Raw genomic sequence first — 20,721 nt, 5'->3', positions numbered from 1 at the left:
CTCGCGGCGGACGCGAGCGCCGCCGCGAGCGCCGGGTAGCGCTCACCGTGGCGCGCCACCAGGTCGGCCAGGACCGGGATCAGTTGTGCCTCGGTGCTGCCTGCCCGCACGCCCTCCGGGGTCACCGTGGTCAGCCCCTGCTGCGCGATGTTGCGGATGTGACCGGTGACGACGACGACCGCGTCCAGCTGCTCGGCACCGTCGAGCCCGGTCTCGGTGAGCGCCTCGACGGCGCACTCCAGCCAGCCGAGCTCGTTGGGCCCGACCGCCCGGTTTCCCACGGTGACCTGCAACAGCCAGGGGTGTGCCTGGTGGACCGCCCAGAACCATCGCGCCCACTCCTCCAGCTTGGACCGCCAGCCACCCTCGCCCAGGGCGGGCGGCTCCCCCAGCGCCACATCGATCATGAAGGCGATCAGTTCGGTCTTGCCGGGGAAGTACCGGTACAGCGACATCTTGGTGAAGTCGAGGTCGGCTGCGACCCGTTGCATGGAGACCGTCGCGAGCCCCTCGGCGTCGGCGATGTCGACGGCCGCCCGCGCGATGCGCTCGGTGCTGAGAGCAGGCTTGGGCCCTCTGGTCGGCCGGCCGGCCGCCCCCCAGAGTAGTTCCAGGGCGCTTGCCTGGTCCCTGTTCCCGAACTCGCCGTCCCTCTTCGCCGCCATCTGAGAACTCCGATTCGCGTTGCGCCGCCCATGAAACTGCGTCTAACGTACACCAAGTGTCCGACGGATACAGTTTTGTGAAAGGTGCCTCCATGCCCATCGTCAGCTCTCGCAAGTGGGGCACGCTGGTCATCGCCTGCCTTGTGGCGGCGATCCCCAATATCGACATGACGGCCCTGAACCTGGCCATCCCCAACCTCAACCACGATGCACCCCTCAGCCACCCAAATCCTGTGGATCGCCGACGCGTACGGCTTCGCCCTGGCCGCCCTGCTGGTCACGATGGGCGGGATCGGCGACCGCATCGGCCACAAGAAGCTGCTGCTCATCGGGACCGTAGGGTTCGCCGCCGCCTCGGCGCTGACCGCGTCCGCCCCGAACGCGGAAATGCTGATCGCCGCGCGGGCACTGCTCGGAGTCGCGGGCGCCACGCTCATGCCGTCGGCGCTGTCCCTCATCCGCCAGGTGTTCACCGAGCCGAAGGAGCGTACATCGGCGATCGGGATCTTCAGCGCGATCGGCGGACTCGCGGTCGGCCTCGGCCCGGTGCTCGGTGGCGCGCTGCTGACCCACTTCTCGTGGCGGGCGGTGTTCCTGATCAACGTCCCGATCATGGCCGTCGCGTTCGTCGCCGGGCTCGTCCTGCTGCCCGAGGCGCGCGGCCTCCGGCCTGGCCGCCTCGACCTGCTCAGCGTGCCCCTGTCCGCCGTCGGCGTGCTGGGCATCGTGTACGGGGTCAAAGAGGCCGCCCAGTACGGCCTGGCCGAGACGCACGTCGTCATCCCCGTCATCGTCGGCGTCGCCGGACTGGTCCTCTTCCCAATGCGGCAGGCCAGGGTGACCGAGCCGCTCCTCGACGTCAGCCTCTTCAGACGCGCCGCGTTCACCGGCTCGATCACCACGAACCTCTTCGCGATGTTCGCCCTGGTCGCCCAGTCGCTGATCTTCTCCCAGTACTTCCAGCTCGTCCTCGGCTGGACGCCGCTGACATCGGGCCTGGCCGGACTGCCGGCCGCACTGGGATCGATGGTCGGCGGAGGCGTCCTCGCGCCCGTCCTGATCAACGCGCTCGGCCGGGCCCGCGCCGTCGCCACCGGCCTGATCGGCGCCGCGGCCGCCTACTCACTGTTCCTGCTGGCCGGCGTGGAGCCGAACTACCCACTGCTGCTGATCCCGATGATCCTTTCCGGCACCGCCATGGGCCTGGCCCTCACCATCACCGGCGACACGGTGCTGGCCGCGGTGCCGAAGGAACGTACCGGCGCCGCCTCGGCCATCTCCGAGACCGCCACCGAACTCGGCGGCGCGCTGGGCATGGCCGTACTCGGCAGCATCCTCAACGCCGTCTACCGCAACACCCTCCAACCGCCCACCGGACTCGATGTCGGCGCCCGCAGAGCGGCCGGCGACTCCCTCGGTGCGGCGATGCAGGTCGCCGGTCAGCTGCCCGGAAGGCTCGCGGGCCAGCTCACCGCCGCCGCCAAGGGCGCTTTCGTGAACGGCATGCACCTCGCCCTGCTCGGCAGCGCCGCTTTCGCCGCCCTGGTGGCGGTGGCGGCCCTCGTCACCCTGCGCCACGTGCCCAAGGTCATCCCCGCGGACGACGACCGCGAACTGGCCACAGCCTCCCACTGACCTCGTACAGAACAGGAAATCCCATGGAAGAGAACGCGATCTCCCGCCGGAACGTCCTCGCGGCCGGTGCCGCGGTCGGAGTGGCCGGCGCCTTGGGGCTGGGCCGCACGCCCCTCGCTCACGCGGAGGGCGGCGGCGCCGCCATCGCGCTGACCCATGTCACCGTGATCGACGCCACCGGCGCCCGCCCCCAGCCGGACATGACAGTGATCGTGCGGAACGGCCGGATCGCCGCGCTCGGCCACGATGTCGTGGTGCCCGAGGGAGCGCAGGTGGTGAACCTCAAGGGGAAGTACGTCATCCCCGGCCTGTTCGACATGCACGTCCACTCCCAGTACCCCGAAGGGATCCTCCCGCAGAGCTACATCGCCACCGGGATCACCTCGGCACGCGACATGATGGGCTTCGACCAACTCCACCAGTGGCGAGACCGGATCGAGGCGGGCAAGCTGCTCGGCCCGCGCTGGACCATCGGCAGCCCCATCCTCGACGGCAAGCCCTCGCTCTGGGACGGCACGCCAGGCGCCGCGTTCGCGCAGATCTCCGGCGCGAAGCAGGGGCGGCGGGAGGTGCGCAAGGCCAAGCGCGGGGGCGCCGACTTCATCAAGATCTACAGCCGGCTCGACCGCGAGAGCTTTCTCGCCATCGCCGACGAGGCCCGCCACCTGCGGCTGCCCGTCTGCGGGCACGCGGCGGACGCCATCCCGATCGTCGAGGCCGCCAAGGCCGGGCAGCGCAGCTTCGAGCACTTCTTCCCTGCGCTGTTCGGCGTCTCCAGCAAGGAGACCGAGGTACGCCGCCTGATCGACGGCATCAAGATCCGGGGCAAGGGCGTCGGGATCCACGACTGGTTCGCCGCGATCCACCCGGCGGATTGGCTGGCCTGCACCACGTACGACCCGCACCGCGCCGCCGACGTCTACGCCCAGCTGAAGGCGGCGGCGCCGCCATGACGCCCACCCTGGTCATGCACCGCGTCACGGACCTGCCCGACGACGTCGTCGCCGACAAGGAGCGGCTTCGCTACCTGCCGCCGGGCACCGAGGAGTCGTGGAAGGCCCAACTGGCGGAGATCTTCACCAAGGGACGTACCCCCGAGCAGGCCGCCCAGCACCGCCGGATCTACCGGCACCGGCTGCGCATCCTCAACGACATGCACCGCGCGGGCGTGCCGATCCTGGCGGGCACTGACGCGCCCGTCATGTACCTGAACCCTGGCTTCGCGCTGCACGACGAGCTGGCCCAGCTGGTGGCGGCCGGGCTCACCCCGATGGCGGCCCTCCAGGCGGCCACCCGGGAGCCGGCCCGCTACCTCGGCTTGGCGGACTCGCTGGGCACCATCCGTAAGGGCTACCTCGCCGACCTGGTGGTCCTGGACGCCAACCCGCTCGACGACATCCGCAACACCCTGCGCATCCACTCCGTGATGACCCGGGGTCGTTACCTCTCCGCCGCCGACCGCGTCCGCCTGCTGGCGAGCATCGAGGCCGCTGCCAAGGCCGTGCCCTCGGGCGGCGGAGCGATCGGGTGCTGCGGCTGACGCCGCGATCGTGAGGGACGGTGGCTGCCACCGTCCGCACCAGAGCTCACATATCGACGATTGCAGCCGGTGGCGATGGTCGGCCCGGGGGTGACACCGAGGCTGATGATCACGCCGGGTTTCTGGGCGGTGATGGCCCGCTCCATTTTCATGGCCCGATGACCACCACGAGGTCGCCGGTGTCGGCCCGGTTCCCGTCGGTCCTGGCGACCATCACCACGGCGGCCTGCATCGAGCCGACCAGCGCGTCCCCCCGGCCGGCAAGTTGCGGTCGACGTCGAAGCCGTCGACGTAATTGACCGCCGGAAGCCGGTCGTGTGCTCTTCTGGACGTCCTGCGAGGAAGGTCTCGCCGACCCGGTGGATCATCGGGTCGACCACGACATCGCCGCCTCCCGACGCCTGGCGTCAACGTCCCAGAGGTAGATGAGCGCGCACAAGGCGCGGAACGGGTGGCTTGCGGAGTTCGGGCTCAGCAAGTCACTGAAAAAGAGCTACACCCAAAGGAAACCCAACCCATGAACAAGCACACGTCACGGCCGAAGGTGGCTCTGATCACCGGCGCGAACAAGGGAATCGGCCGTGCGGTCGCCGAACTGCTGGCCGCGCAGAAAGTGACCGTCCTGGTCGGTGCCCGTGACGCGCGCCGCGGCGAGGAGACCGCTGCGGCGGTCTCCTCGCCACGGGAGGCGACGCACACGCGCTCGAACTGGACGTCACCGACCCCGATAACACGCTTCGGGGTTGCCGCATGTGGCGCCGGAGGTGGCTGAGCTGGCCGCGCTGGCCGACGGGCTGGCGGCTCGGGGGAAGGGCCTTGCGGAGCGCGTGGGAGAAGCGCTGCGGCGTGGAGTGGTGAAGCCGGGCGGTCGGAGGCGTCGCCGCCCACTTACAGCCCTAATATCGGTTTTGTATAATTTCTGGTGTGAGTGTGTGGCGCGGTCCCGACGGCATCCAAATCGAGATCATCACCCTGGGCCGGCGCACCTGCTACCGCGTCACCCAGCTCGTCAACGGCCGCCGCTACCTCTTGGCCACCACCCGCCACATCCACGAGATCGAAGTCCACGTCGCCTGGCCGACCTCGTCGAAGTGATCAACCTCCCCACCCGCTGAACCGCACCGCCACCCCTTCTCGGTTGCGCTGCCCCCTGATTGCCGGGAGTGCTGACCGGAAGCATGTTCGGTTGGTCGAGGAAGTGCAGGTGACATGAGGTTGTCGTACGGGCGAAATCGCCTGAAGAGCGTCTTGGCCCCGCTCGTGGGCTCGTTAGTTGCTGTACTCGTGGTGATGGGCCTCGGCTGGGCCGTGCTGCACCTCTACTTCAGCCCCCAGGTGTCGCGCGTTGACCCGGCCGTGCTCTCGGAGTTACGGGCCATCGGCCAGGTCGTCGGCGAAGACAGCATTGTGGGGCACCAGTGGGAGAACAACTACGTCGAAATGAACGACCTCGTGATCTACCTCGATGGAAACGCGAAAGAGGACGTGGTCACCGAGGCCGCGCATCGGCTGAAGCAGCGCGGCTGGCACGTATCGCGTAGGGAATCATCCGAGATAAGGCTGGAATCGACCAGATGGCCATATGCTCTCGTTACGGTTGAGCAGCTCCAAGATAAGCATATGAGCAGCGAATTGCGCGAGCAGGTCATAAGCACGGGCCTGCACATGAGCCATATGGCCTACATAAGTGTGCAGCCGTAAGCCTGTGACCCAGAACTGAAACGCCGGTCCTTGTGCGGGAAGGATTGGCCATCTACCCACCTCAGAGCTTGGGTATCGCCCTGATTCGACACCAGGCTGGCCCCGCACCGCCAACCCGCACCTGCTCCTCAGCGGGCAGACGGCCGTCATGGACACCCGCCCGCCGATCTCCAGCATGGTGATGAACGACGTCTTCAAGCCCCACGGGCTCAGCGCCTCCAAACTCCGGCAGGACCGTATCCTCGACGAGGCCAAGCACACCGCCGACCCCGTCCACCTCATGCGCGTGTTCGGCATCGGCGCCAGGACGGCCATGAAGTACGTCTACGCCGCCCACCCCGAGAAGCGATCGAGCCTGCCCCGGTAGTGATTCCGCTGGGCGATTCCTGCCCCATCTGGCCCTTCCGGTTCGCATGTTGAGAGACTGATCTTCGTGGCAGAGCTTCCTGGGTTGCGCTCCCCGTCGGAAATGCGGGACTACCTCGTCCTCCAGTTGAACTCGGTATTGCGCTGCCCAGGGATGTATGGCGGAGAAGTGAGCGTTCGACTCGTCCTTGATCACCTGCTCCACCTCGAGCACAGCGACGAAGCCTGGGCCGAAGAACAGCGAGCTCTGGAGCTGCGCGGAGCCTGGACCTCGACCGGCGTGTCCGGGGCTTTCCGGAACTTGATCCCTGGTCCATATGAATCCGGGATGGCCGCTGTCTACTCGGAGTTCGCCCGCGCCCGCGGCTGGCTGGAGGCTGACCGAACGTTGACAAGTGCTGAGTACGACCAGATGCGAACCCAGATCCCCACCTGGGCCACACGCGACCGCTCGCTCAGCGAGGTGATCAACACCTTCGGGCCACCTTCCGTGCTGCTGGGCAGCAACAACCCCTACTACGGCAAGACCCTCGGCTACCTCACCGAACCCACAGAAATCCCGATGATCTTCTTTCATCTGTGGAACGGCGTTGATCCAGATGCCGAGTCGACCTGGCCTCCTCGCTACGACGAAGCCGTCCTCCTGGCGGTCCGCTACGGTCCGGGCGACTTCAAAACCGGCTTCACCTTCACCCCGGAAGGCAAGAAGCGCCGTCCCACCGGCATCTGACCCAGAACGCCGCCGCCAGCCACCCAGCTCCGAACCCGCACCACCAAGTACCCTCAACACCACATCGGCGTGTGAGTTCCCGTATGTCCACTGCCAGGAATCGACGAACCCACGCGCTTCAGGGATTCGGCGGCATCGCCTACCAGTACATCTCCGACACCTACGTGGCGCTGTTCTTCCGGTTCATCCCGTGCGGGGTGTGGGAGGCGGTGCACCTGATCGAGGGGCTGCTGGCCAACGACTCCGACATCCAGCTCTCCACCGTGCACCCGACACCCAGGGCCAGAACTTCCCGGTCTTCGCCCTGGCCACGTTGTTCGGTTTCGACCTGATGCCACGCATCCGCAACTTCAAGGACCTGATCTTCTTCCGCGCCTCCGAGAAGATCGCCTATCCGCACATCGACCAGCTGTTCGGCGAGAGCGGCCGCAACGTGATCGACTGTAAGCTGATCGACAAGCACTGGGCCGACCTGATGCGGGTGGCGATCTCGATCAGCGAGGGCCGCCTGTCCTCGGCCACGTTGATGCGGCGCCTGCGGTCCAACTCCCGCAAGAACCGCATCTACAAGGCCTTCCGCGAGGTCGGCCGCAGCGTACCTACCGTCGCCCTGCTGCGCTTTCTGGCCGACCCGGCGCTACGGGCGTTGGTCACCGCGGCGACCAACAAAGTCGAGTCCTACAACGGCTTCTCCAAGTGGCTCGGCTTCGGCGGGGTGCTGGCCGACAACGCCGAGGGCTGGAGCATCACCGCCGACCAGCTCGGCCAGATTGCCCCCTACCTGCGGGCCCACATCAGCCGCTTTGGTGCGTACGCCACTGACGAACTCCATCACCGGCCAGACCCGTTCGACCCCCTGCTCAAAGAGGTCGACTTCACCGACGTCGAGCTGGCTGCCTGATCAAAAGGGCGGTGGTGCCAGTGCCGAGAGCGCTCGGCTGAGCGTCGGTGTTCTCGGCTCCGCAGCGTGTGACGGCAACTTGTTGATCGTTTCAGCCATGGTTCCCTTGTCCAGACATGGCCGGACAAGGGTGTGCGCTCGAAGGCCGCAGCCTGGTCAAGCCTCTCTGCCGGACCGACTCGACCAGGCAGGATGGGCCGTCAGTCGTCGATGGCCTGGTAGAGCGTGGTCCAGAGGTCGTGGATGGCCCGCGGCGAATCCGGGGTGGACATGCCGGTCTGGGTGAGCAGGATGCCGACGAGCTGGTGGTGCGGGTCGGCGTAGGCGGTGGTGCCGCTGCCGCCGTCCCAGCCGAACTGGCCGATCGGGGCGTAGTCGCCGCGGTAGGTGCGCACCGCCATCCCGAATCCCCAGCCGCCGTGCCGCCCCTTGTTGGTCAGGGCGGCACGGAGAGCAGATCAAAGGGGGTCTGTGGCGCGGTCACTTGGAACTGGGCGGGCACATTTCCGCTTCCATTTCCTCGGTGAGGACGCTGAACGACTTGCCCCAGTCGCCGTTGATGTTGGTGACGAGCATGTGCTTGCCGTCCCGGGTACCCATAGCGGAGGTCCAGGAGCCGTGGATCCGACCCCCGTTTCCCCACACTGTCACCCCGCAGGACAGCTTCTGGGAGAAGATGCCCAGGCCGTAGGTGGTGTTGTCGATCCATGGCACGCCCCCCTTGGTGGAGACAGTGGTGAACATCTCCTTCTGCTGCGCGGGCGGCAGCAGCCGACCGCTCAGCACTGCCTTGTAGAACGTGTGCAGGTCGCCCAGGGTCGAGACGATGCTGCCGACGGCGAACGCCCAGGAGGCGTTCATGTCGGTGAGGTCGTAGGTTTTCTGGTCGGGGTCACCCAGCGGGAACTTGACGTAGTGCTGTCCGTGCGGTTGGGGCAGCTTTATGTCTTGGCCCGGCACGTACGTCTTGGTCAGGCCGAGCGGACGGATGATTCGCCGCGTGACCTCCCCGGCGTAGGACTTGCCGGTGACCTTCTCGATGATCATTCCGGCGAGCGTGTAGTTGGTGTTGGAGTAGCCCCAGCTCTTACCGGGCGCGAAGGAGGGCGGATTGCCCATGGCGATCTTCACCAGTTCCTCGGAACGGTAGCTGTCGAAGCGGCCCTTGAGGAAGGCGGGTGTCCACTGCTTGGTCGCCAGTTTCTCGTCCGAGGTGTAAGGGAAGATGCCGCTGGTCTGGTTGAGCAGCTGCCTGATGGTGATTTTGCTGCCGTCGTGTCCGTTGCCCTGCACCACGCCGGGCAGCCACTTGTCCACGGTGTCGTCGAGGCTGAGCCGGCCTTCGGCCGCGAGCTTCAGCACCACGAGCGCGGTGAACGTCTTGGTGACACTGCCGGCGCGGAAATAGTCCTGCTGGCGGCGCTTGCGTCCGGTTTCGGTGTTGGCCACGCCTACGGCACTGAACCACTTCTGGCGGCCGTCGCGGATGTCGGCCATGATGCCCGGCATGCCGTCGTCGGTGACGGCGTGTTCAAGCACCTGCTGGACCGCGGCGTGGTCGTTGGCCCCGTCGGCGGCCACCGCCGACGACGCACCGGCGGTCACAGTAACCGCGGCGGCGAGCAGGCTGGCAGCGGTGCGGAGAGCCTTCTTCATGGTCAATCGCCTTCTTTCAAATGGAGTGCTAGTTGGTGACCCGGTGGAGCAGGATGTCGCCCTGGGCGACGTGGGCGTGGAGCTCGACAGCGTTGCCGCCGGCCACCTCGGGGAGGTCGCCCAGGCTGTCGCGGACCCTGCCGCGCGTGGTTTTGGCGTCCAGCAGGACGGCGGTGCCGTCCGGGATCCCAACGTTGATCGTCCCGGCGCCGACGTCCAGATCGGCGCGCCCGCGCGCCATCGCGCCGATCTGAACGGCGCCTTGCTCGACGGTCACGCGCAGGCCGACTTCTGCCCGGTCCACCGTGACGTTCCCGGCGCCGTTGCCGATCACTGTGGTGCCGAAACTCTCGCCGACCTTGATCTGGCCGTGGGCGGTGGTGAGGTCGGCGGGGCCACCGCAGGTGGCCACGGTGATGTCGCCGTGGCCGATGGACAGGCGCAGCTCGCCGGTATGGTCGAGGTGGATGTGGCCCTGGGAGAGGCGGGCCCGTACCTCCCCCAGGCGGCCCTGGCCGTTCAGGAGGCCGTCGCGGACGCTGATGTCGAGCGCCGAGCCGCTGGGCAGCTCGACCGCGACCGTGATGCGGCCGGGCAGGGATCGGATGCTCGAGCGGTCCTTGACCGTAAGGCGGCCGGCTGCGTAGGTGACGCGGGTGCGTTCGGCGGCTGAGACGTCGGTGGCGTCGGCCGGATCGGCCGGCCGTACCTCGACGGTGGTGTCGGTGCGCTGGGTCGCGCTGATGCGGATGTCGGCCTCAGTGAGCGAGACGACGGCGGTGATCGGCTGCGGTGTGTCAAAGATATTCATCGATGTTCTTCCTTCAGAGCGTGCTCTACGCACCGATGGAGATGCCGAACTCCGCTTCGATGACCTTGAACATGGGGTCCCAGGACTTCCACTCGGTGTTGGTGTGGACGGCGACGGTGTGCCGGCCGTCGGGTGTGCCGACCGCGAAGAAATAGGAGCCCCAGACGCTGCCACCGACGCCGCGCAGTGTCCGGCCGCCGGTCGCCTGCTCGTCGAACTCGAACATGCCAAGGCCGTAGCGGGCGTGCGGCATCCAGTAGCCGCCCTCGGTGGAGACCGTGGTCCACATCTGCCGGTGCTGTGCGGGCGGCAGCAGGCTGCCGGTGGTCATCGCGTTGAAGAAGCGGATCATGTCCGTCGTAGTGGAGACGACGTTGCCGGCCGCGTAGCCCAGGGAGAAGTTGAGCTCGGTGACGTCCAGAGGCGGCAGGCCGGGCTCCTCCATCAGCGATTCCCAGTTCTCCGGGGTGACCGCGGCCGGGTCGGCGCCGTCCTTGAGGAACTGGTGGGAGTAGCCTCGCGGGTGCGGACTGGGGTAACCGGTCTCGGTGGTGGGGCGCACGCGGGTGTGGGTCAGGCCGAGCGGCTGGACGACCCGGCGGTCGACCTCGTCGGCGTAGCTGTTGCCGGTGACCTTCTCGATGATCGCGCCGGCGATGTAGAAGCCGCCGTTGGCGTACTCGAAGCGTTCGCCGGGCTCACCGACCGGCGGCTGGGACACCGCCACCCGCAGCAGTTCCTCGGTGCTGAAGGTGTCGAAGCGATGCCGGTCGAACCCGGAGCGGGTGGCGTAGCGGTGGCTGACCTCCGGGGCCAGGCCGGTGGCGAACAGACCACTGGTGTTGCTGAGCAGGTGCCTGATGGTGATCTTGTCGCCGTCGTAGCCGCCTGCGTCCAGCACGCCGGCAGGTGGGCGTTGACCGTGTCGTCGAGGCTGAGGCCGGCCTCGGCCTCGAGGGCCAGAAGCGTCGCGGACGTGAAGGCCTTGCCGCTGCTGCCGGCATGAAAGTACTCGCCCGGCACGCGCGGGGAGCCGGTTGTGATGTCGGCCACGCCCGCGGTGCCGAACCAGGTTCGGTCGCCGTCCTTGACCTCGGCGACGATGCCGGGAATGCCGACCTCGGCCACCGACCAGTCGAGCACCTGCTGCACGTTCTCGTGGGCTGCCATTGCACTGCCTTTCGGACGTTTCTTCCGTACGTCCTCCACGATGTCCACCGGCGCTTACATGCGTCTTAGAACGCTCTCTCAGCCGGTATGGCGCCACTTTCAAACGGCACGTGCGCGTCTTTGTGCTCATAGCCTTTGTGCATGCGGATGGAGTTGCTGGGACCGGTCCGGGCCTGTGCCGACGATGGCACGCCGATCGAGGTCGGTGGCGTCATGGTCCGAGCGCTGCTGGCCCGGCTGGCTCTGGCCGCGGGTCAGAGCCTCTCCGAGTTGGCGGTCGATGCGAAGGCGCCCCAGGGTGGCGGTCAGACCCCTGACGGCGCTTGACGGGTGAGCTCGTCGAGAGGGCGAGGGTGACCGCCGATGGGAGTTTTCGACGCCTTCACCGAAGGAAGCCGGTGACCAGCAAGGAGGGATGGCGAGCGTTCGTCGCCGAGCACCCGCTGCCCCCCGGTGCTGCCGCGCTTACCGTGGAGAAGGCGGCGCACCTGCTGTGACGGGCTGGGCTCCGGCGACATTCTCGTGTCCGTGGACGCGACCCCGGCTCGTCCGGCCGCCCCGCCAAAAGCGGGCATGAAGTGGCAGCCCTTGACGGGCTGAGAGTCTCAGCGAAATGACGATGCCGCACGTCCACCGACGTGCGGCGCTTCCGCCACGCTCAAGGAGCAATGCTGATGACTGGCAACGAGCTACCGCCGGCCGAGATCTGGGAACGCGTCGCCATGCTGATGGCCAGAAGCCTTCCCCACAGCTTCAACCCCGAAAAGTTCCTGGCCACCTGGACGGCGAACCCACGCGCCGGACTCGTGCAGATGAGCCACGACGTTCGCTGGACCCGCCCGCGGCTCCAGCACGTCGGGCCCGAAGAGTGGAAGACGGTTGGCGAGCCCAGGCATGGCACCCGCGGACGGAGGTACACCGCCCTGCCCACCGATGAGGACCTGTGCAGTGGCCTGCCGGCCCGGCTCGACGCAGGGACGCAGGCGCCACCCGCACGGCCGATGACGCTGCGCGAGCAGGAGCAGTTCTGGCGCGGCACGTACGCGGTCGACCCTGTCAAGGCGAGTTCGCAGACGAGCCAGACGATCACCTGCAAGACGCCGCTGTCCGCTCACAGGGTGGCGAGTGAAGAGATCGCCCGCCTCGTTGGCCACTCGTCAACGCATGTGACCGAGACCGTGTACCGGCAGGAGATCCGACCAGCGCTGACAGACGGCGCCGTGGTCATGGACAAGATCTTCAAGTCGCGAGCCGGGTAGAGCAGTGGCTCCCCGTTTGGCTCCCTAAGATCCGAAAAGGGGCACCAGAGAAACTCTGATACCCCTTCCGACCAGCTAAAACCTGGTCGGGACGACAGGATTTGAACCTGCGACCCCTTGACCCCCAGAACGTGAGAGTAGGCGTTTCCGCACGTCAAGCGCCCCCCTGCACTGAGCTCGACATTCGCCGACCTGCATGTTGTCTCGCGAACGGCATAGCGTGTGGTCCCAAACTGGTCCCAAGAAATCACGCCTCAACCTGTCCCGTGCGGGCCCACCAGGCGAGAGCGAACAGGATGCAGCGATTGACGGACGGTCACTCTGAGCCCTGCCAAAGGCCAAAGGCCAAAGGTAAGCCTCCAGAGGCCTCACCCGGCTCTCGCCGCAACGTCATGTCCCTGCCGTTTCCGGACGGCGGGCTCCCACGCGGATCGAAACGCACCTACATCAGGCCGGCACCGGTGCGCTCTTCAGCAGGTCGTCGACCTTACATGGAGTGCGGTTACGAGGGGGTCCAGTTTGTCGGTCACAACCCGGGAATGGACATCATCGTCTGTCCCCGCATCCAAGCCTTGGACTTTTTCGTCTGCTTGGTGGCCCGGCCAGCGTCTGCGCAGATGATCGCGGACTGCGTCACTCCGCATCATGCGACGTCGAGCGACAGCAGAGGCTGGTGCCGCACACCACGCAGCGCGGGTCTGTCCAGTGAACGGTGTGATTCGATCTTGATTAGTTCTATCGGGTGGTCAAGGTCAGGCGGTCTTCGAAGGTGATGGCGAAGGCGTTCAGAGCGGCTTTCCAGCGGGTGATCCAGCGTTTGCGGCCCTTGCCGGTCGGGTCCAGGCTCATGATGGCCATGTAGACGCACTTGAGCGCGGCCTGCTCGTTCGGGAAGTGGCCGCGGGCCTTGACCGCCCGCCGGATGCGGGCGTTGACCGACTCGATGGCGTTGGTCGAGCAGATCACCCGGCGGATCTCGGTGTCGAAGTTGAGGAAGGGCACGAACTCGGCCCAGGCTTCCTCCCACAACTTCACGATCGCCGGATACCTGCCGCCCCAGAGCTCAGCGAACTCGTAGAAGCGCTCGAGCGCGGCGGCCTCGGTCGGAGCGGTGTAGACGGGCTTGAGGGCCTTGGCGATGGCATCCCAGTGCTGGCGAGCGGCGTACCGGAACGATGCACGCAGCAGGTGAACGACGCACGTCTGCACGACGGCCTGCGGCCAGACCTGTTCGATGGCCTGCGGCAGGCCCTTGAGACCGTCGCAGACCACCATCAGCGCATCGCCGACGCCGCGGTTCTTGATCTCGGTCAGCACATGCAGCCAGAACTTGGCCCCCTCGCCGCCGTCGCCGGCCCACAGCCCGAGGATGTCGCGCTCGCCGTCGACGGTGACGGCCAGCGCCACGTAAATCGGCCGGTTGGCGACCTGGCCCTCGCGCAGCTTGACGTGGATGGCGTCGATGAAGATCACCGGGTAGACGGGGTCGAGCGGCCGGTTCTGCCACTCGGCCATCCCCTCCAGCACCTTGTCGGTGATGGTGGAGATGGTCTGCTTGGACACCTCGGCCCCGTAGACCTCGGCCAGGTGCGCGGAGATCTCGCCGGTGGTCAGGCCCTTGGCGGCCAGCGAGATGACCATCTCATCGACCCCGGACAGCCGCCGCTGCCGCTTGCGCACGATCTTCGGCTCGAAGCTACCGTCCCGATCGCGCGGCACGGTGATCTCCACCGGCCCGACATCGGTGATGACGGTCTTGGACCGGCTGCCGTTGCGCATGTTGCCGCTGTCATTACCGGAGCGTTCGTGCTTGTCGTAGCCGAGATGGTCGGTGATCTCGCCCTCCAGCGCGGACTCCAGCACCAGCTTGGTCAGCCGGCCCAGCAGTCCGTTCTCACCGACCAGCTCCATGCCCTCGGCGCGGGCCTGGTCCACCAGCCGGGCCACCAGTTCCCGATCCGTCGATTCCTCCGGCTTCTTGCGCGCCACCGTGGCGTCCTCCAGGTCGATCTCCGTCGATGCCTGGATCACAGTACTCATCAGGTGCGTCCTCCATGATCAGGAGTCACACCGTTCTTTGTACAGTCCCGCCGCGTACCCAACCTCACGGGACAGAACAGCTAGCCGCGCCTCCGAGAGGGGACCGCCCGAGATCAGGGCCGGGGCTCGTGCGGGTCAGCGGCCGCGGCGGCCCAGTACTGGCCGATGCTCTCCTCCATCAGGCGGGCGGCGAACACGGCGTCGTCCGCGCCCTGTCCGCGCCGCAGGCCGTGCTCGGCCACCGCCAGCGCCTGCCGTTCGAGCTCGTCGGACTGCCCGCCGCCGTAGTAGGCGACGAACTCCTCCGGCACGTCGAGCCCGGTCTTGGGCAGGCGGGCGAGCATCTCGTCGCTGTCGGGGAAGTAGCGGACCATGTCCCAGTACAGGGCGAGCGCGGCGTCGGCCTGGGTGCCGAGGAAGCCGAGCCAGCCCCACGTCCCGGCGACCTGGTAGGCGGCGGGGTCGGCCGGCCAGCGGTGCAGGCGTTCCTCGTCGAGGTCCAGGGCGGCCATCACCTTGCGCAGCTTGGGCCGGGCCCGGTGGATCAGGCCGAGCATGCCGTCGAAGAACTCGACCGCGAGTGGGTGGGGGTCGCGGGCGATCAGCGTGGCGAACGCCGTGATCTCGGCCTGGTGGCACTTGTGGGTCACGCCCACGAGCTGCCTGACGTGGTCCATCGTGAGCGTCCCGGCGTCCATGCGTTCGAGGAACCGGTTGCGTACGGGGTTGTCGTCCCGCATCTGCCGCAGCCGCCGTACGGCCTGGCCCGCCAGGGGGGTCGACTCGAAGTCGGTGTACATGGTTCTCCCGTCGTCGATGGGACGTGCGTCCGCCTCCCCTTCTGCCAACCCGGCCTGACGTGCGGCTGATCGTGCTGTGACAGGGCTCTGACGTGCGCGGCGGTCGCCGTGTGCCCCCACGGAGGGCCGGGTAGGGGCGGGCGCCCGGCCCGCGGAGTCCAGCGGGCACACGATCACGCGAGCAGCCGCTCACGCGACCACCTGACCAGTCGAACGGGAGCTCCCAGTGACACGACGACCGCAGGAAGGGATGGAGGCGTTCCTGGCCGAGGTGGGCGGCGACGCCTCTCCGGGACTGCCCGGTACGACCGTGGAACGGCCGGTCCCCGTTCCGCCGAACGCGGCGCGGGAGCCGGCGGTCCTTCTCGTGGCGGGCCTCGCCGCGCTGCTGTCCCTGTACGGCGCGGACGGCGGCGTGCGGCTCGCCCTGCACCGCCCCGGCGACGGCTCGGCCCGGACGGTCGAGGTGCGGGTGGGGGTGGACGTCCCGTTCTCCCTGCTGTGCCGGGAGGTGGCGCAGTGCCCCGCGCTCTCCCCGCCGCCGGACACCCTCACGGTACGGACGGCCGGTCCCGGCCGGGACGCACCGGGCCCGCTGCACGTGCGCCTGGCTCTGGAGGACGGCCGGCCACGGGCATGGCTGGGCGTGTCCGGCCCCCGCCCGGCCGTGGAACGCGTCGGACAGCTGGCCGGCTACCTGGGCGCGCTGCTGGACACGGTGGCGGGATCGCCGGACCGGCGGCTGGGCGACCTCGACCTCGTGACACCCCCGGATCCGCAACCGGCGGGGCGGCAGGCGTCCGGGGGGACCCTCCAAGGTCTCGTCCGGGCACGGGCGGAGGCGCAGCCGGACGCGGTGGCGGTCGTCGGGGGCGGCGAGCGCGTCACGTACGGCGAGCTGTGGCGACGGGCCACCCGGATCGCGGGCGGTCTGGCCGCGATGGGGGTCCGGCCGGGAGATCCCGTCGCGCTCAGGCTGCCGCCCGCGCCCGCCACTGTGGAGGCCATCCTCGGCACGCTCCTGGCGGGCGCCTGGTACGTCCCGATCGATCCCCGCCATCCTGGCTCGCGGGCCTCGTTCATCCTCCTGGACAGCCGTAGCCGGCTCCTGGTCGAGGAGACCCCGTCAGGGGACAGCGCCGTCACGCTGGACGCCGTCCGGGCGGCGGCCGGGCCGTCCGGCGCCGGGAACGGCCCGCTTCCGGAGCTCCCGGGATCGTCGCCCGCCTACTGCCTGTACACCTCGGGCACGACGGGGCAGCCGAAGGGCGTCCTGGTCACCCACGCCAACGTGGTGGCCCGGATCTCGGGCCCGCACTTCCCCTTCGGCTTCTCGCCGCACGACGTGTGGGCGCAGTTCCACTCCTGCGCCTTCGACCTGTCGGTCTGGGAAATCTTCTGCTGCCTGGCCACCGGCGGCCGGCTGGTCGTCCTGCCGGACGGGGACGTCCAGAACCCCTGGGCGCTGCGCGAGACGCTGCTGCGCGAGCGCGTCACGGTCCTCAACCAGACGCCGTCGGCGTTCGCCCGGCTCGTCGCCGTGGACGACGCCGACCCCGTGCCGTTGCCGGACCTGAGGTACGTGCTGTTCGGCGGCGAGCGGCTGGACCCGCCCCGGTTGCGCGACTGGCGCCGCCGCCATCAGGGCGTCCGGCTGGTCAACCTGTACGGGATCACCGAGGCCACCGTCCACGCCACGGTCCACGAGGTGACCGCCGAGGACTGCGAGCGGGACGTCAGCCCGATCGGCCGCCCCCTCCCGCACACCAGCGTGCACCTGGTGGACCCGCGTACGGGACGGCGGCTCGTCCCGGAGGGCGCGACCGGCGAGATGTGGCTCGGCGGCGCGGGCGTCGCCGCCGGGTACCTGCGCCGGCCGGAGCTCGACCGGGAACGGTTCGTGCGGGACGCGTTCGGTGCGGACGTGCTCCTGCGGACCGGTGACCTGGCCCGCCTCGGCCCCGGCGGCGGCCTGCTCTACCTGCGCCGCATGGACGACCAGTTCCAGTGGCACGGTTACCGGATCGAACCGGGCGAGATCACCGCCCGGCTCCGCGAGCACCCCGGCGTCGGTGACGCGGCCGTGCTGCTGGAGGGCGGCTCCGAGGGCAGGATCGTGGCCTACCTGGTGCTCTCGGGCGCGCCGCCGGCGCCCGACGAGCTGAGCGGCCACCTGGCCGAACGGCTGCCGCCCTACATGATCCCGCACGCCTACGCCACCGTGCCCGGCCTGCCCTTGACCGTCAACGGCAAGCTCGACGTCCAGGCGCTCGCCGAGACCGCCGCCGACCTGCGCAAGGCGGGCGCGGACGAGGCGCCGGCCTCGGCCACCCAGCGGCAGATCCACCTGGCCGACCGCCTGCTGCCCGGTTCCTACCAGGAGACCGTCGCCTGGCGGGCGGCCGGGCGGCTGGACGACGGCGCGCTACGCCGGGCCGCGGCCGAGCTGACCGGGCGGCACGAGATCCTGCGCACCCGCTTCCACGTCGGCGAGCACGGACTGCGCCGGCTCGTCGGCGAACCCTGGCAGCCGGACGTGGACGTGCGGGAGATCCGGGCGCGGGAGGTGTCCGAGGACGACGTCGCGCGATGGGCGGCCGGGGCTCCCGCGCTGGACCCGGCCGCGGGACGGCTGCTGCACCTGGCCGTCCTGCGCCCTGCCGCCGGGGACGACGTGCTGGTGCTGCGCCAGCATCACCTGGTCACCGACGGGGGCTCGGTGCGCGTCCTCGTGCGCGACCTCGGCCGCTGCTACGCCGCCGCGCTGGCGGGCGGCGCACCGCCGCCATGGGAGGGGCCCCAGTTCCGCGACGTCGCGGCGGCCGAACTCGCCGGGGACGACGAGGCCGCGCTCGCCCGTGCCGAACGGCGTCTCGCCGGAGCGCCGGGCACGATCCTGCGGCCGTCCGCACATCCCGGCGAGGAGCCCGTCACGGTCCCGCTGCCGCCGGTGCGGCGTGAGGAGCTGCGCGCCGCCGGGCGGCGGTTGCGGGCGACCCCGTTCACGGTGGTGGCCGGGGCCGTGGCCGCCGCTCTGCACCGCTGGACCGGACGCGACGACGTCACCTTCGGCGTGCCCGCCGAGAACCGGGCCGATCCCGCGCTCGCCCAGGCCGTCGGGCCGTGCGTCAACCTGGTGGTCCTGCGTTCCCGCGCCGAGCCGGCCGGCACGCCGGACGAGCTGGTCGCCATCCTGCGTGGCCAGCTCGCCGAAGCACTCGACGACCAGCACGTGCCCTACGAGCGGGTCGTGGCCCGGCTGCGTCCGGCCCGGCGGCTGGACGCGGCGCCGTACTGCGAAGTCCTGCTCGCCTTCGAGACCGGCGACGCCGGCGAGCCGACCGAGCTGGGCGGGCGCCCGTTGACCAGGATGCGCTTTCCGGAGATTCGGCCGCACGCCGCCCACCCTGTCATGATCACGGTCTGGGCTGCCGCGGACGGCGGCCTGGAAGGGACGGTCACCTGCCGGGGCGGCCTGCTGGACGAAGGCGAGGCGGCCCACCTCGCCCGGCTGATCGCCGCGGCCCTGGACGACCTCGCCCGGGGCCGGACCACGCCGCTGAGATCCGGCGGCCCGCCGGCGGCCGCCCCGCCCCGGGAGGACGCGGAAGGCCCCGTCCGCCCGGCCGGGCGGGCGGCGGCGCTGGAGGAGCACGTCCTGGGCGTGTGGCGCGAGGTGCTGCGCCGGCCGGTGATCGGCGTGGACGACAACTTCTTCGAGGCCGGCGGCGACTCCAGCCTGCTCACCCGCGTCCAGGTACGGCTGGAGGACGAGCTCGGCGCCGAGGTGCCCGTGACGGTGCTCTTCGCCTGCCCGACCGTGCGTTCCCTGGCCGCCCGCCTGGCCGCGGACGGCGTGGCGGCGGCCGTGGAAGGAGGCGGGCATGTCTGACCTGATCGCCATCGTGGGCATGGCCTGCCGCTTCCCCGGCGCGGCGGACGTGCGGCGGTTCTGGCACAACCTGCGCGCCGGCGCCGACACGATCGAGCGCCGCCCGAGCCCGCGCGGCGGCGCGGACCCGTCCGGCGAGGGGTTCGTCGCGGCGTACGGCGTCATGCCGGGGGCGGGCCTCTTCGACTGGCGCTTCTTCGGCTACAGCCGGGCCGAGGCGGCGTCCATCGATCCGCAGCAGCGGGTGTTCCTGGAGACGGCCTCGCTCGCGCTCAACGACGCCGCCCTCGACCCGGCCCGCTTCGACGGCGCCATCGGCGTCTTCGGCGGCTGCGACCCTCCGCTGATCAAGGAGGGCGCTCCGGAGACCGCCTGGGACAAGGACATGCTGGCCACCCGGGTCGCCTACAAGCTCGGCCTGCGCGGGCCCGCGATCACGGTGCAGTCGGCGTGCTCGACCTCGCTGCTGGCCGTGCACCTCGCGTGCCGCAGCCTGCGTGACGGCGAGTGCGACGTGGCCTTGGCCGGGGGCGTGCGCATCGGCGTCCACCCGGAGGGCGGCTACCGGCACGTCGAGGGCGACGTGCTCTCGCCCGACGGCTACTGCCGGCCCTTCGACGCCGGGGCCCGCGGCACCGTGCCCGCCGACGGTGTGGGCGTTGTGGTGCTGAGGCGGCTGGAGGACGCCCTGCGCGAGCGGCACGAGATCGTCGCGGTCGTCCGCGGGTCGGCGGTCAACAACGACGGCGCCCGCAAGGTGGGCTTCACCGCGCCGTCCGTGCAGGGGCAGCGGGACGTGACGTCGCGCGCCCTCGACGCGGCGGGCGTCGATGCGGCCGAGGTGTCCTACGTCGAGGCGCACGGCACCGGCACGCGGCTCGGCGACCCCGTCGAAGTGGCGGCCCTGACCGAGGCGTTCCGCGCGCACACCGGGCGGGCCGGGTTCTGCGGCCTCGGCTCGGTCAAGGGCAACATAGGGCACGCGGGCGCGGCGAGCGGCGTCGCGGGCCTCATCAAGACCGCGCTGATGCTCCGGCACGAGGAGATCGTCCCGAGCGCGCACTTCGAGCGCCCCAACCCCGACCTGGGCCTGGACGGCGGCCCCTTTCACGTCGTGACGGAGCGGCGGCCGTGGCCCGGCCCCGCGCTGGCCGGGGTGAGCTCGCTCGGCATGGGCGGGACCAACGTCCACGTCGTGCTCGCCTCGCCGCCAGCGCCGGCGGCGAGCACGCCCCGCCCCGGGCCGCGGGTCCTGTGCCTGTCGGCGCACAGCGGGCCCTCCCTGTCCGCCTACCGCAAAGACTTCGCCGACCGGCTCGGCGCCGCAGACGCTCCCTCGTTGCCGGACGCCGCCCGCACGCTGAGCCGCGGCCGCCGGGAACTGCCCCTGCGGCGGGCGGTGGTGGCGCAGACACCGGAGGCGGCCGCCCGCGAGCTGGCCAGGGAGACCACTCCGCTGCGGGCGCGGGACGCCGGGCGAGATCGGGGTAATGGGTCAGCCGTTATGCCGTCGTCTCCGCCACCACACGGGCGCGCGCGGATAGCCACCGTCGTC

General features: G+C 69.7%; 18 protein-coding genes and 2 pseudogenes. 13 read left to right on the top strand and 7 right to left on the bottom strand.

Translation table 11 applies throughout. From position 1 onward, the window contains the following. The coding region (locus ABZ444_RS49735; protein WP_358011984.1) for a TetR/AcrR family transcriptional regulator at positions 1-665 on the bottom strand (665 nt) is incomplete at its 3' end. A 207-nt stretch (positions 666-872) separates the two neighbouring features. Here ABZ444_RS49735 and ABZ444_RS49730 point away from each other — a divergent pair. The 9 genes and pseudogenes from ABZ444_RS49730 to ABZ444_RS49690 all read left to right on the top strand — a co-directional run bounded on the left by ABZ444_RS49730 (position 873) and on the right by ABZ444_RS49690 (position 7,538). Next, the gene (locus ABZ444_RS49730; protein WP_358011981.1) at positions 873-2,300 is read left to right on the top strand and encodes an MFS transporter; all 1,428 of its coding nucleotides are present in this window, start codon (positions 873-875) and stop codon (positions 2,298-2,300) included. 23 nt (positions 2,301-2,323) lie between these two features. Further along, the gene (locus ABZ444_RS49725; protein WP_358011978.1) at positions 2,324-3,253 is read left to right on the top strand and encodes a twin-arginine translocation signal domain-containing protein; all 930 of its coding nucleotides are present in this window, start codon (positions 2,324-2,326) and stop codon (positions 3,251-3,253) included. Next, the gene (locus ABZ444_RS49720) at positions 3,250-3,840 is read left to right on the top strand and encodes an amidohydrolase family protein (protein WP_358011975.1); all 591 of its coding nucleotides are present in this window, start codon (positions 3,250-3,252) and stop codon (positions 3,838-3,840) included. The genes ABZ444_RS49725 and ABZ444_RS49720 overlap by 4 nt, the downstream gene beginning before the upstream one ends. A 517-nt stretch (positions 3,841-4,357) precedes the next feature. After that, positions 4,358-4,612 (top strand): SDR family NAD(P)-dependent oxidoreductase, encoded by a 255-nt coding sequence (locus ABZ444_RS49715; RefSeq protein ID WP_358011972.1) that lies wholly within the window; start codon positions 4,358-4,360, stop codon positions 4,610-4,612. 152 nt (positions 4,613-4,764) lie between these two features. Beyond that, the gene (locus ABZ444_RS49710; protein ID WP_358011969.1) at positions 4,765-4,935 is read left to right on the top strand and encodes a hypothetical protein; all 171 of its coding nucleotides are present in this window, start codon (positions 4,765-4,767) and stop codon (positions 4,933-4,935) included. A 195-nt stretch (positions 4,936-5,130) separates the two neighbouring features. Continuing rightward, a complete protein-coding gene (locus tag ABZ444_RS49705; protein ID WP_358011967.1) occupies positions 5,131-5,541 on the top strand; it encodes a hypothetical protein in 411 nt (136 codons plus the stop codon). A 148-nt stretch (positions 5,542-5,689) separates the two neighbouring features. Further along, positions 5,690-5,908, top strand: a complete 219-nt coding sequence (locus ABZ444_RS49700) for a hypothetical protein (protein ID WP_358011964.1) — start codon at positions 5,690-5,692, stop codon at positions 5,906-5,908. 66 nt (positions 5,909-5,974) lie between these two features. Then, complete coding sequence (locus ABZ444_RS49695) at positions 5,975-6,637, top strand: hypothetical protein (RefSeq protein WP_358011962.1); 663 nt, start codon at positions 5,975-5,977, stop codon at positions 6,635-6,637. An 83-nt stretch (positions 6,638-6,720) separates the two neighbouring features. Then, positions 6,721-7,538 (top strand): annotated as a pseudogene (locus ABZ444_RS49690) (Tn3 family transposase). Positions 7,539-7,738: 200 nt separating this feature from the next. Here the strand turns inward: ABZ444_RS49690 and ABZ444_RS49685 are convergent. The 4 genes and pseudogenes from ABZ444_RS49685 to ABZ444_RS49670 all read right to left on the bottom strand — a co-directional run bounded on the left by ABZ444_RS49685 (position 7,739) and on the right by ABZ444_RS49670 (position 11,175). Continuing rightward, a complete protein-coding gene (locus tag ABZ444_RS49685) occupies positions 7,739-7,939 on the bottom strand; it encodes a hypothetical protein (protein ID WP_358011960.1) in 201 nt (66 codons plus the stop codon). 79 nt (positions 7,940-8,018) lie between these two features. Further along, on the bottom strand, positions 8,019-9,194 hold the full coding sequence (locus tag ABZ444_RS49680; RefSeq protein WP_358011957.1) for a serine hydrolase domain-containing protein: 1,176 nt from the start codon (positions 9,192-9,194) through the stop codon (positions 8,019-8,021). Between the two features lie 28 nt (positions 9,195-9,222). Then, on the bottom strand, positions 9,223-10,005 hold the full coding sequence (locus ABZ444_RS49675; protein WP_358011954.1) for a DUF4097 family beta strand repeat-containing protein: 783 nt from the start codon (positions 10,003-10,005) through the stop codon (positions 9,223-9,225). 25 nt (positions 10,006-10,030) lie between these two features. Next, positions 10,031-11,175, bottom strand: a pseudogene (locus ABZ444_RS49670) (serine hydrolase domain-containing protein). Positions 11,176-11,316: 141 nt separating this feature from the next. Here ABZ444_RS49670 and ABZ444_RS49665 point away from each other — a divergent pair. Together ABZ444_RS49665 and ABZ444_RS49660 are read left to right on the top strand one after the other, a co-directional pair. After that, entirely contained in the window at positions 11,317-11,502 is a 186-nt protein-coding gene (locus ABZ444_RS49665; protein ID WP_358011951.1) for a hypothetical protein, read from the top strand. A gap of 347 nt (positions 11,503-11,849) precedes the next feature. Next, positions 11,850-12,434 carry a hypothetical protein gene (locus ABZ444_RS49660; protein ID WP_358011948.1) on the top strand — a complete coding sequence of 195 codons (585 nt, stop codon included), beginning with the start codon at positions 11,850-11,852 and terminating at the stop codon, positions 12,432-12,434. 735 nt (positions 12,435-13,169) lie between these two features. Here the strand turns inward: ABZ444_RS49660 and ABZ444_RS49655 are convergent. Next, positions 13,170-14,474 (bottom strand): IS256 family transposase, encoded by a 1,305-nt coding sequence (locus ABZ444_RS49655; RefSeq protein ID WP_358011945.1) that lies wholly within the window; start codon positions 14,472-14,474, stop codon positions 13,170-13,172. 113 nt (positions 14,475-14,587) lie between these two features. Beyond that, a complete protein-coding gene (locus ABZ444_RS49650; RefSeq protein WP_358011943.1) occupies positions 14,588-15,274 on the bottom strand; it encodes a hypothetical protein in 687 nt (228 codons plus the stop codon). A 226-nt stretch (positions 15,275-15,500) separates the two neighbouring features. Here ABZ444_RS49650 and ABZ444_RS49645 point away from each other — a divergent pair, with 226 nt between their 5' ends. Together ABZ444_RS49645 and ABZ444_RS49640 are read left to right on the top strand one after the other, a co-directional pair. Then, positions 15,501-19,166 (top strand): amino acid adenylation domain-containing protein, encoded by a 3,666-nt coding sequence (locus tag ABZ444_RS49645; RefSeq protein WP_358011941.1) that lies wholly within the window; start codon positions 15,501-15,503, stop codon positions 19,164-19,166. Next, the coding region (locus tag ABZ444_RS49640) for a beta-ketoacyl synthase N-terminal-like domain-containing protein (protein WP_358011938.1) at positions 19,159-20,721 on the top strand (1,563 nt) is incomplete at its 3' end. The genes ABZ444_RS49645 and ABZ444_RS49640, both read left to right, overlap by 8 nt.

The organism is Nonomuraea sp. NPDC005730 (assembly GCF_040630865.1).
Lineage (GTDB): Bacteria > Actinomycetota > Actinomycetes > Streptosporangiales > Streptosporangiaceae > Nonomuraea.
This window is presented reverse-complemented; position numbering and strand designations above follow the sequence as displayed.

Bases quoted from the DNA above. Each gene is read 5' to 3' on its own strand.
- ABZ444_RS49730 (WP_358011981.1), top strand. From the start codon at position 873: ATGCACCCCTCAGCCACCCAAATCCTGTGGATCGCCGACGCGTACGGC.
- ABZ444_RS49725 (WP_358011978.1), top strand. From the start codon at position 2,324: ATGGAAGAGAACGCGATCTCCCGCCGGAACGTCCTCGCGGCCGGTGCC.
- ABZ444_RS49720 (WP_358011975.1), top strand. From the start codon at position 3,250: ATGACGCCCACCCTGGTCATGCACCGCGTCACGGACCTGCCCGACGAC.
- ABZ444_RS49715 (WP_358011972.1), top strand. From the start codon at position 4,358: ATGAACAAGCACACGTCACGGCCGAAGGTGGCTCTGATCACCGGCGCG.
- ABZ444_RS49705 (WP_358011967.1), top strand. From the start codon at position 5,131: ATGGGCCTCGGCTGGGCCGTGCTGCACCTCTACTTCAGCCCCCAGGTG.
- ABZ444_RS49700 (WP_358011964.1), top strand. From the start codon at position 5,690: ATGGACACCCGCCCGCCGATCTCCAGCATGGTGATGAACGACGTCTTC.
- ABZ444_RS49685 (WP_358011960.1), bottom strand. From the start codon at position 7,939: ATGGCGGTGCGCACCTACCGCGGCGACTACGCCCCGATCGGCCAGTTC.
- ABZ444_RS49680 (WP_358011957.1), bottom strand. From the start codon at position 9,194: ATGAAGAAGGCTCTCCGCACCGCTGCCAGCCTGCTCGCCGCCGCGGTT.
- ABZ444_RS49675 (WP_358011954.1), bottom strand. From the start codon at position 10,005: ATGAATATCTTTGACACACCGCAGCCGATCACCGCCGTCGTCTCGCTC.
- ABZ444_RS49665 (WP_358011951.1), top strand. From the start codon at position 11,317: ATGCGGATGGAGTTGCTGGGACCGGTCCGGGCCTGTGCCGACGATGGC.
- ABZ444_RS49660 (WP_358011948.1), top strand. From the start codon at position 11,850: ATGACTGGCAACGAGCTACCGCCGGCCGAGATCTGGGAACGCGTCGCC.
- ABZ444_RS49655 (WP_358011945.1), bottom strand. From the start codon at position 14,474: ATGAGTACTGTGATCCAGGCATCGACGGAGATCGACCTGGAGGACGCC.
- ABZ444_RS49650 (WP_358011943.1), bottom strand. From the start codon at position 15,274: ATGTACACCGACTTCGAGTCGACCCCCCTGGCGGGCCAGGCCGTACGG.